Origin of the sequence: Enterobacter cloacae (genome assembly GCF_011078175.1) — a bacterium.
GTDB lineage: Bacteria > Pseudomonadota > Gammaproteobacteria > Enterobacterales > Enterobacteriaceae > Enterobacter > Enterobacter cloacae_Q.
In genome coordinates this window covers 250662-261372 of the sequence record NZ_JAALCJ010000007.1, presented here as the reverse complement: position 1 = coordinate 261372, position 10711 = coordinate 250662, and the positions used below count along the sequence as shown (strand labels likewise).

Sequence of the window (10711 nt, the reverse complement as noted above, 5' to 3'; positions counted from 1 at the left end):
TGAGCCATGATCAAACTCTTCAATTTAAAAGTTTGATGCTCAATGAATTAAACTTCGTAATGAATTACGTGTTCACTCGTTGAGACTTGGTATTCATTTATCGTCTTGCGACGTTAAGAATCCATGTCACTTTGAGTGCCCACACAGATTGTCTGATAAATTGTTAAAGAGCAGTGCCGCTTCGTTTTCGCTGCGGCGCGGGGTGTGCATATTACGCTTTCCCGCTTCAGAGTCAAGCGTTTATTTTGCTTTTCTCTGCTGACCCGGCGGCTTGCGTGCCGTTGTTCCGTGTCAGTGGAGGCGCATTATAGGGAGTTCTTCCGAAGTGACAAGAGGAAATTTAAAAAAAGTTTCTGACCGTGTTTTTTTTCACCAAAAGCGATGAGATCAAGCTACAAATTGTTCTATTTGATGTATCTGCAACCACAATCACACCTGAGATGGCATAATTAGCCGCATCACTATTTAAGGAATAAAAGCGATGCCATTAAGCGCACAACAGCTGGCAGCCCAAAAAAACCTGTCGTATGTGCTGGCAGAGAAACTTGCGCAGATGATCTTAGCGGGTAAATATGCGCCAGGTAGCATCCTGCCCAGCGAGATGGAACTGGGCGAGCAGTTTGGCGTAAGCCGTACCGCCGTTCGCGAAGCGGTAAAAACATTAACGGCGAAAGGTATGGTGCTTCCACGCCCGCGCATTGGCACCCGCGTTATGCCTCAAGGAAACTGGAACTTTCTCGATCAGGAATTACTCACCTGGTGGATGACCGAAGATAACTTTAACGAGGTCGTAGATCACTTTCTGGTCATGCGCAGCAGTCTTGAGCCTCAGGCCTGTCTACTTGCCGCCACGCTCGGCACGGCAGAGCAAAAAGCGCAGCTCAATACTTTCATGGAAGAGATGGTGAACCTGAAAAAGCACTTTAACCGCGAGCGCTGGATAGAGGTCGATATGGCCTGGCATGAACATATCTATAATATGAGCGCCAATCCTTTCCTGACCTCCTTTGCTTCTTTATTCCATTCTGTGTACCACACTTACTTTACCTCTATCACACAGGATGAGGTGGTGAAGCTGGATCTGCATCAGGCGATTGTCGATGCCATTCAGGAGAGCGACGGGCAGCGAGCCCTGAGTGCGTGTCAGGCGTTGCTGGCCGCGCCAACCCACCAGCAGGTAAATAAATGACAGAGAAAAAAGCACGCAGTATGGCCGGATTGCCGTGGATTGCAGCCATGGCGTTCTTTATGCAGGCACTGGATGCCACTATCCTCAATACCGCCCTTCCCGCCATAGCCCAAAGCCTTAACCGCTCCCCGCTGGCGATGCAATCCGCCATCATCAGTTATACCCTGACGGTGGCGATGCTTATTCCGGTCAGCGGCTGGCTGGCCGATCGTTTCGGTACGCGTAAAGTGTTCATGCTGGCGGTAACGTTGTTCACCCTCGGTTCTTTGGCTTGCGCCCTCTCCACCTCACTGACGGAACTGGTTATCTTCCGCGTTCTACAGGGGATAGGCGGCGCGATGATGATGCCCGTCGCGCGACTGGCGTTATTGCGCGCCTATCCGCGCAGCGAACTGCTCCCGGTACTCAACTTTGTGACGATGCCGGGGCTGGTCGGCCCGATACTTGGCCCGGTTCTTGGTGGTGTACTGGTGACCTGGGCAAGCTGGCACTGGATCTTCCTGATTAATATTCCGATTGGTGTGGCAGGGCTGATTTATGCCCGCAAATATATGCCGAACTTCACCACGCCAAGACGCAGCTTCGATATGGGCGGCTTCTTCCTGTTTGGCCTGAGCCTGGTTCTGTTCTCCAGCGGGATGGAGCTCTTTGGTGAGAAAATCGTAGCGACGTGGCTGGCGCTGGCCGTCATCCTCAGCGGTATATTGCTGTTCCTTCTATATATACGTCATGCGCGTCGCCATCCGACACCGCTTATTTCTTTATCTCTGTTTAACACCCGAACGTTTTCCGTCGGGATTGCGGGCAACATTGCCTCACGTCTGGGCACGGGCTGCGTACCGTTCCTGATGCCGCTGATGCTCCAGGTCGGTTTCGGCTATCCGGCCCTGATTGCTGGCTGCATGATGGCCCCCACAGCGATGGGCTCAATTCTGGCAAAATCGACGGTTACGCAGGTGCTGCGCTGGTTTGGCTATCGTAAGACGCTGGTTGGCGTGACGATCTTTATCGGATTGATGATTGCGCAGTTCTCCCTGCAATCTGCGGCCTTACCAATCTGGATGCTGATCCTGCCGCTGTTTGTGCTGGGAATGGCCATGTCGACGCAGTTTACGTCGATGAACACCATCACCCTTGCGGACCTCACCGACGAGAACGCCAGCAGCGGCAACAGCGTACTGGCGGTCACTCAACAGCTGTCAATCAGCCTCGGAGTTGCCGTGAGCGCGGCGGTACTGCGGTTTTATGAAGGGTTTGACGGCACAAATACCGTGGAGCAGTTCCACTATACCTTCATCACCATGGGCGCGCTTACCGTGGTATCGGCGGTGGTCTTTATGTTGTTAAAACCGAAAGATGGCCGGAACCTGATTAACGAGCGTCACAAAGAGAAGGCTAAACCGAACCGCGTTCCATCAGAACAGGAGTAAGCTGCAAACGTTGCTGTTGTAGCGTGGGCTGGGCCATGCGGTGGATCAACACATCGATGGCCAGCTCACCCAGTTCATCCTTCGGCTGATGAATGGTGGTCAGCGGCGGCGTCATGTAGCGCGCCAGTTCGATATCATCGTAACCGACGATAGCCATGTCGTCCGGAACACGTAATCCCGCCTGATAAAGCGCCTGGTAAGCTCCGAATGCCATCGCATCGTTACCGATAAACACCGCCTGCGGACGCGGCTCTTGCGCCAGCAGTTTCTGCATTGCTTCAAATCCACCGTTAAATTCGAAATCGCCAGTGATGCGATAGCCATCAGGAATGGCAAGCCCCGCCCGTTCCATGGCCGAAAGATAGCCTTCCAGACGCAAGCGCGCCGGGGTTTTATCCAGCGGGCCGGTAATACAGGCAATGCGGGTATGACCTTTATCGATCAGATGCTGAGTCGCCATATCGCCACCCAGCAGCGAGTTATCCTGGATCAGATCGCTGGTGCCGTCGAACGGCGCCCAGTCCATCATGACCGTGGGAATAGAGGGGTAGCGCTGAATGATCTCTTTAGAAGGTTGATGCGTTTCGGTACAGAGCAGCAGTAGCCCGTCGACGCGTTTTTGCATCAGCGTCTCCAGGTTACGGTTCATGCGCTGCTCATCGCCTTCGGTATTGCACAGCACCAGGCTGTAGCCGCGCTCGAAGCAGCTGCGCTCCACGCCGCGCACCAGTTCAGAATAAAAAGGGTTGGTACTGGCCGTGATCAGCATGCCGATGGTGCGCGTCTGGTTGAGCTTCAGGCTGCGGGCCAGCGCAGACGGCGCATAGTTGAGTTCTTTAATTGCAGCGTCAACTTTCTCCCGAATCGCCTCGCTGACGAAGCGATCGTTATTGATTACGTGGGAGACGGTCGAGGTAGAAACGCCCGCCATACGGGCGACATCTTTCATTGTGGCCAAGCGTTACCCCTGCTGACTTAAGAATTCATCAATCTCTTTACGCCAAGGAACAGAAGGCTGAGCGCCTTTACGCGTCACCGCAATCGCAGCGGCGGCATGCGCGAAGCGGATCGCGTCATCCATTGCTTTTCCTTCCAGCAGCGCCGTTACCAGTGCACCGTTGAAGGTGTCTCCTGCGGCGATAGTATCAATAGCTTTGACCTTAAAGCCCGGTACGCGACGGCCTTCGCCATTGACGCTAGCCCACACCCCACGGCTGCCGAGGGTGATTATTACGGTGCCGATGCCTTTTTCATGCAGTGCAAGCGCGGCACGCGCTGCATCGTCATCATTTTCGACACGGATACCCGTCAGCTTTTCCGCTTCGGTTTCGTTCGGGGTGATGATATCCACCAGCGCCAGCAGCTCGTCTGATAATACACGGGCAGGCGCAGGGTTAAGTACGACAGACGTATGATTTTCATGCGCAATTTTCGCAGCGGCCAGCACGCTTTCAACCGGTGACTCCAGCTGCATCAGCAGGGCTTCCGCTCCGGCGATGATTCCACGCTGCGCGTCGACGCGTTCAGTCGTTAACGCGGCGTTCGCCCCCGCATGAATACCGATGACATTCTCACCTTCCGCATTGACGAAAATCAGCGCCACGCCGGTAGATTCCCCTGCAACCACGCTGACAGACGCAATGTCGATGTTGTCGCTTGCCAGCTGTTTACGTACGCGCTCGCCGGTATCGTCATCACCCGTACAGGCGATAAACGCGATATTCGCCCCGCTGCGCCCGGCAGCAACCGCCTGGTTTGCGCCCTTACCGCCGAACGCCACCTGATACTGATTGCCGGTGACGGTTTCGCCCGGAGTGGGGAACGTTTCAAGGTTAAGAATGTGATCGGCATTGATACTGCCAAGGACGACGAGGTTGCCTGCGGTTTTCATGTATTGAGGTGTCCATCTGAGAGCGCCACCGGTCTTACCCGGTGGCGTATGCCACACTTTTCTTTTATTTGGTGTCCCTCAGGCAGCCAGCGACTGCCTGAATCGCCTTTACTGCTTAATGACCAGTTTCAGGTCAACAGGATATTTGGCCTGAACTTTTTCGCCCTTCAGCACTTTATCGGCAGTTTGCACGCCAGTCGCGCCAATCTGCTCAGGCAGCTGAGCGATGGTCGCAGCCAGTTTGCCATCATTTACTGCTTTTTCACCATCCGGCGTGCCGTCAAATCCGACAACCATCACATCTGATTTACCCGCAGTCTGGAGCGCACGCAGTGCACCGAGCGCCATTTCGTCGTTCTGTGCGAATACCGCCTGCACATCAGGATGCGCGGTCAGCAGGTTCTGCATGACGTTCAAACCCTTTGTACGGTCGAAGTCTGCCGGCTGGCTCGCCAGCACGTTGAATTTGTGCGCCGCTACAGCCTGCTGGAAACCTTCTCCACGTTCACGGGCCGCGGAAGTCCCGGCGATACCTTGTAATTCGATCACTTTCGCGCCTTCACCTGCCTTCTTAGCGATATAGTCACCGGCAATTTTACCGCCGAGTACGTTATCAGACGCAATGTGGCTGACTACGTCCCCTTTCGTTGCCTGACGGTCCAGGGTGATCACCGGGATCTTCGCCTGGTTTGCCATCTTCACGGCGTTACCGACCGCGTCGGAATCGGTTGGGTTGATCAGCAGGATTTTGGTACCACGAACGGTTAAGTCCTGAACGTTTGCCAGCTCTTTCGCCGGGTTGTTCTGAGAATCCAGCACTACCAGGTTGTAGCCCAGTTTGTCTGCTTCTTTCTGCGCGCCATCCTTCAGAGAGACGAAGAACGGGTTGTTCAGGGTAGAGACAACCAGCGCGATGGTGTCCTTCGCCATGGCGTTAGCACTTACGGTTGCGCTCAGCGCGACAGCAGAAACCAGGGTAGCCAGTTTTTTCATGTTCATATCTAAGATGTCCTGTAGTGTCGTCAGTTACTGTTTTTTGTTGTCTACCAGTACCGCCAGCAAAATCACCACTGCCTTAACGATCATCTGGTAATAGGAGGAAACACCTAACAAATTCAAACCATTATTCAGGAAACCGAGGATCAGTGCGCCGATCAATGTCCCAACAATGCGACCTTTACCACCCGCAAGGCTCGTACCGCCCAGAACCACTGCCGCGATGGCATCCAGCTCATAGCCCGTCCCCGCCGTTGGCTGTGCGGAGGAGAGGCGCGCCACTTCAATGATGCCCGCCAGAGACGCCAGCAGGCCGCACAGGGAGTAAACGATAATTTTGACTTTATTAACGCTGATACCTGACAGGCGCGTTGCCGCTTCGTTACCGCCCAGCGCATAGATATAACGACCCAGACGGGTATGGTGCAGCATGTACCACGCCGCCAGGAAGACGATAGCCATGATCCAGACCGGGGTCGGGACGCCCAGCGGGCGACCGATACCGAACCAGCCAAACAGATCGGCATTATCGGTAAAGCCGGTATTAATCGGGCTGCCGTTGGTATACACCATGGTCACACCGCGCAGCAGCAGCATCATCACCAGCGTGGCGATGAACGCCTGAACGCGACCTTTCGCCACAATCACGCCGGTTACGGCGCCAATTGCCGCACCTGCCGCCAGCGCAGCGGCAACGGCCACCAGCGCGTTGACCTCAATACCGACAATCGACGCGGCGATCGCGCCGGTGAGGGCCAGCAGGGAACCGACGGACAGATCGATACCCGAGGTCAAAATCACCAGCGTCATCCCCACCGCCATAATGGCGTTGACGGAGGTCTGCTGAAGAATGTTGAACAGGTTATTGACGGTAAAAAAGTTCGGGCTCATGGTCGAGACAATCGCGATCAGCACCAGCAGGGCAATCAGCGATTTTTGTTCCATCAGCCACGCCTTTGTGAAATAGCGGCGACCAGAAACAGCCTGGGTAGTCATCTTCTTACTCCTGATTCACGCGATTAAGCTTGCCCACAGCGGCAGCCATCAGAACTTCCTGGGTGGCCTGCTCGCGAGTGAATTCACCGCCGAGATGCCCTTCATGCATGACGATAATACGATCGCTCATGCCTAATACTTCTGGCATCTCGGAAGAGACCAGAATGATGCTCAGACCGTCGGCCTTGAACTGGTTAATCAGCTGATAGATCTCTTTTTTTGCGCCCACGTCCACGCCGCGGGTTGGCTCATCGAGGATCAACACTTTCGGGCGCGTCATCAGCCCGCGGGCAATCGCCACTTTCTGCTGATTCCCGCCGGACAACAGGCCAATCGCCTGCTCCATCGATGGGGTTTTAACGTTAAAGAGACGGATAAAATCGCTGACCGCCTGCTGCTCATCTTTGTGTTTCAGGCTGCCGACGCTGCGGCTAAAATAGCCTAACGCAGTCAGGGACATGTTCTCTTTTACCGACATGCCCAGCACTAAGCCGTCACGCTTACGGTCTTCGGAGATATAGACGATGCCGTTCGCCAGGCCATCCTGCGGCGAGCGGGTGACCACCTCATGGCCGTCAAGGGTAACGTAGCCGCTGGTGCGCGGCAGTGCGCCATAGAGCACTTTCATCAGTTCAGTACGCCCCGCGCCCATCAGGCCCGCGACGCCGAGGATCTCGCCCTGGCGCAGGGTAAAGGAAACGTCGTTGACGCCCGGCCCACAGAGGTTATCCACCTTCAGGCGGATCTCTCCCGGCGCTTTATCCAGACGCGGATACTGGTCTTCGAGCTTACGCCCTACCATCATTTCGATAAGCGAATCTTCGGTCAGGGTGGCCACTTCACGCTCGGCAATAAACTGCCCGTCGCGAAACACGGTGACGTCGTCGCAGATCTCGAAGATCTCTTTCATGCGGTGAGAGATATAAACAATGCCGCGCCCCTGGGATTTTAGTTCGCGGATAACGCGGAACAGGGATTCGGTTTCGGTATCGGTCAGGGCGTCGGTCGGTTCATCCATGATGATGACCTTTGACTCGAAGCTCAGCACCTTCGCGATTTCCACCATCTGCTGATCGCCGATAGAGAGGTCGCCCACCAGGCGGTCGCTCTTAAAGCGCAGATTCAGCTTCGCCAGCAGTTTATCCGCTTCGGCATACATCGTTTTCCAGTCGATTTTGCCAAACCGGTTCACATACTCACGGCCGAGGAAGATGTTCTCCGCAATGGTGAGCTGCGGGATCAGGTTCAGCTCCTGGTGGATGATGCCGATGCCCGCTTCCTGAGAGGATTTCGGGCCGTTGAAGGTGGTCTCTTTACCCAGCCACAGCAGCGAACCGGCATCGCGTTGGTAGATACCGGTCAGCACTTTCATCATGGTGGATTTGCCCGCGCCGTTTTCGCCCACCAGCGCCATGACGCGCCCGGAATAAACGTTCAGCGCCGCGCCAGAGAGGGCTTTTACGCCCGGGAACGACTTATCGATCCCTTTGAGTTGCAGTAATGCGTCCATGATGGCCTCAGAAGGTGACGCCAGCACAGAGAATGATATTCGCATACGGGGAACACTCCCCGCTGCGAATCACCGCCTGACTGTCTGCGGTTTGTTGTTTGAACTGCTCGTGCGTTGTGTAACGAATTTCTATGGTGTTTCCCTGGTGCTGTTGCAGTTGCTCAATGTGGCTGAGCAACGTTTCGTGGAGTTGCGGATTATGTTGTTTGATTTCCGCCGCGAGAATGGCCGCCTCAACCTGCATCTCCGCGGTGACCACTTCGAGTACCTGCATGAACGAGGGTACGCCCTGCGTTAATGCCATATCGATACGGGTTGTGCTGCGCGGAACCGGTAAGCCTGCATCGCAAACCACCAGCGTATCGGTATGCCCAAGACGGGAAATCACCGATGAGATTTCTGAGTTGAGTACTTTGCCTTTCTTCATTTTTTGCTCCACTAGCGAAACGTTTCGCTAAAAACAGTGTAGCCGCAGAAGTGTTCAGAAAACCATCATGACGTAACGGATTTGTGATCAACGTCGAAACGTTTCGCTAAGTAAAATGCAGAGGAGGTAAATGCAAAACGGTAACCTGACGGTTACCGTTTTTTATGGTTGCGCCCTCTCCCTGTGGGAGAGGGTCGGGGAGCGGGCATCAGGCCGCACGGAGACTTAAATCTCGACCTGCGTTCCCAGCTCAATCACGCGATTAGGCGGGATCTCAAACTGATCAGGCGCACGCAGGGCGTTACGTTGCAGAATGAGATACAGCTTGCCGCGCAGGCGCAGATACCATGGTCGCTTGCCGATGATCAGCGACTCGTGGGACATAAAGAACGACGTCTCCATCATGCGGCAACTCAGACCTTCCAGACCGCAGCGGTGGAACACCTCTTCCACGTTCGGCGTTTCGCGCCAGCCGTAGCTTGCCACCACGCGCCAGAAGGTTGGCGACAGCTGTTCAATCTGAACGCGACGCACGTTGTGAACGTACGGCGCATCTTCAGTACGCAGCGTCAGCAGGATCACGCGCTCGTGCAGCACTTTGTTGTGCTTGAGGTTATGCATCAGCGCAAACGGGATCACGTTCAGCGCGCGAGACATATACACCGCCGTGCCCGGCACACGCACCGGCGGAGATTTCTCCAGCGAGGCGATCATCGCCTCCAGAGAGTTACCGTGCTCATGCATACGACGCAGCAGGCGGAAACGTTCGCTCTTCCACGTCGTCATCACAATAAACATCACCAGGCCCAGCGTCAGCGGCAGCCAGCCACCGGAGACAATCTTGTCGAGGTTCGCAGAGAACAGCGGCACGTCGATGCAGAGGAAGCCAACCAGGATCAGCCCCACGAGGAACTTATTCCAGTGCCAGTTACGGTACGCCACGGTGGTGGAGAGAATAGAGGTTAACACCATCGTTCCGGTCACCGCGATACCGTACGCCGCCGCCAGGTTACTGGAGTGCTCAAAGCTGACGATAACAATCACCACCGCGAAATAGAGCAGCCAGTTGACGAACGGAATGTAGATCTGACCGGACTCCATTTCCGAGGTATGAATAATGCGCATAGGAGAGAGATACCCCAGACGCACGGCCTGACGCGTCAGGGAGAAGACGCCGGAAATAACGGCCTGAGAGGCAATGACCGTCGCCAGCGTCGCCAGGATCAGCATCGGAACCAGCGCCCAGTCCGGCGCCAGAAGGAAGAACGGGTTTTTAATCGCTTCAGGATGAGCAAGCAGCAGCGCGCCCTGACCGAAGTAATTCAGCACCAGTGAAGGCAATACCACGCTAAACCAGGCGACGCGAATAGGGAGTTTCCCGAAGTGGCCCATATCCGCATACAGCGCTTCAACACCCGTAATGGAAAGCACCACCGCGCCCAGCGCCACAAACGACACCACTTTATATTCAAGGAAGAAATGCACCGCCCACATTGGGTTCAACGCGTGCAGGACATCCGGGTTGGCGATTATACTACGTAAGCCCAGCGCCGCCAGGATCAGGAACCACGCCAGCATGATAGGCGCGAATAGCTTACCCACCAGCCCGGTACCGTGTTTTTGTATAGCAAACAGCAACGTCAGCACGATAATAGCGAGTGGCACCACCCACGTATCAAGCTGTGGCGCGATAATCTCCAGCCCTTCTATGGCCGACATCACCGAAATCGCTGGCGTAATCACGACTTCCCCATAGAAGAAGCTGCCGCCAATCAGGCCGATGATGACCAGTACGGAGGTCATTCTTGCAGACGTATTGCGCCCGGCAAGGGACATCAGGGTCAGAATACCGCCCTCGCCCGCGTTATCAGCCCGCATAACGAAAGAGAGATACTTAAGGGAGACCACCAGGATCAGCAGCCAGAAGATGAGCGAAAGGAAACCAAATACGGCGTCACGCTCTACACCAAAACCAAACTGACCGGACAGACATTCACGAAGCGTATAAAGCGGGCTGGTGCCAATATCACCGTAGACAACCCCGATCGCCGCAAGCGTTACTGCGGGTAATGATTGCTTATTATCAGTGCTCATAGACTAGTCTTTTCGTTTGAATAACAAATGTGTGCTTAGTCCCTTGGCCCACAAAAAGCGCACAGTATGCACGATTCAATGCAAAATCGTACCCCTAAATACAGCCGCGTTAATGTAGCGCAAAGAAAATAGCGCCGCACTTCAACCTATTACCAGGCCAGACCGAAACGTCTATACT

The 10711-nt window shown here is 54.9% G+C and carries 9 protein-coding genes; 2 read left to right on the top strand and 7 right to left on the bottom strand.

Translation table 11 applies throughout. From position 1 onward, the window contains the following. Window positions 1–481 precede the first annotated feature (481 nt). Window positions 482–1189: a FadR/GntR family transcriptional regulator gene (locus tag G6Q29_RS16810; RefSeq protein ID WP_165466496.1), complete on the top strand. Its 708-nt coding sequence runs from the start codon at window positions 482–484 to the stop codon at window positions 1187–1189. Continuing rightward, window positions 1186–2619, top strand: a complete 1434-nt coding sequence (mdtD, locus tag G6Q29_RS16805; protein WP_165466495.1) for a multidrug transporter subunit MdtD — start codon at window positions 1186–1188, stop codon at window positions 2617–2619. Before G6Q29_RS16810 ends, mdtD begins: the two co-directional genes overlap by 4 nt. On the opposite strand, the gene rbsR is transcribed toward mdtD, so the two are convergent. The 7 genes from rbsR to kup all read right to left on the bottom strand — a co-directional run bounded on the left by rbsR (window position 2585) and on the right by kup (window position 10533). Next, window positions 2585–3577 carry a ribose operon transcriptional repressor RbsR gene (rbsR, locus tag G6Q29_RS16800; RefSeq protein ID WP_003862402.1) on the bottom strand — a complete coding sequence of 331 codons (993 nt, stop codon included), beginning with the start codon at window positions 3575–3577 and terminating at the stop codon, window positions 2585–2587. The two genes, mdtD and rbsR, sit on opposite strands and share 35 nt — an antisense overlap. Window positions 3578–3580: 3 nt before the next feature. Continuing rightward, window positions 3581–4510 (bottom strand): ribokinase, encoded by a 930-nt coding sequence (gene rbsK, locus G6Q29_RS16795; protein WP_165466494.1) that lies wholly within the window; start codon window positions 4508–4510, stop codon window positions 3581–3583. 108 nt (window positions 4511–4618) lie between these two features. Next, complete coding sequence (rbsB, locus tag G6Q29_RS16790) at window positions 4619–5509, bottom strand: ribose ABC transporter substrate-binding protein RbsB (RefSeq protein WP_003862397.1); 891 nt, start codon at window positions 5507–5509, stop codon at window positions 4619–4621. Between the two features lie 27 nt (window positions 5510–5536). After that, complete coding sequence (gene rbsC, locus G6Q29_RS16785; RefSeq protein ID WP_003862395.1) at window positions 5537–6502, bottom strand: ribose ABC transporter permease; 966 nt, start codon at window positions 6500–6502, stop codon at window positions 5537–5539. Between the two features lie 4 nt (window positions 6503–6506). Further along, window positions 6507–8012 carry a ribose ABC transporter ATP-binding protein RbsA gene (gene rbsA / locus G6Q29_RS16780; protein ID WP_165466505.1) on the bottom strand — a complete coding sequence of 502 codons (1506 nt, stop codon included), beginning with the start codon at window positions 8010–8012 and terminating at the stop codon, window positions 6507–6509. Window positions 8013–8019: 7 nt separating this feature from the next. Continuing rightward, window positions 8020–8439: a D-ribose pyranase gene (gene rbsD / locus G6Q29_RS16775; protein WP_165466493.1), complete on the bottom strand. Its 420-nt coding sequence runs from the start codon at window positions 8437–8439 to the stop codon at window positions 8020–8022. A 225-nt stretch (window positions 8440–8664) separates the two neighbouring features. Further along, window positions 8665–10533 carry a low affinity potassium transporter Kup gene (gene kup, locus G6Q29_RS16770; protein ID WP_062933812.1) on the bottom strand — a complete coding sequence of 623 codons (1869 nt, stop codon included), beginning with the start codon at window positions 10531–10533 and terminating at the stop codon, window positions 8665–8667. Between the last annotated feature and the right edge of the window lie 178 nt (window positions 10534–10711).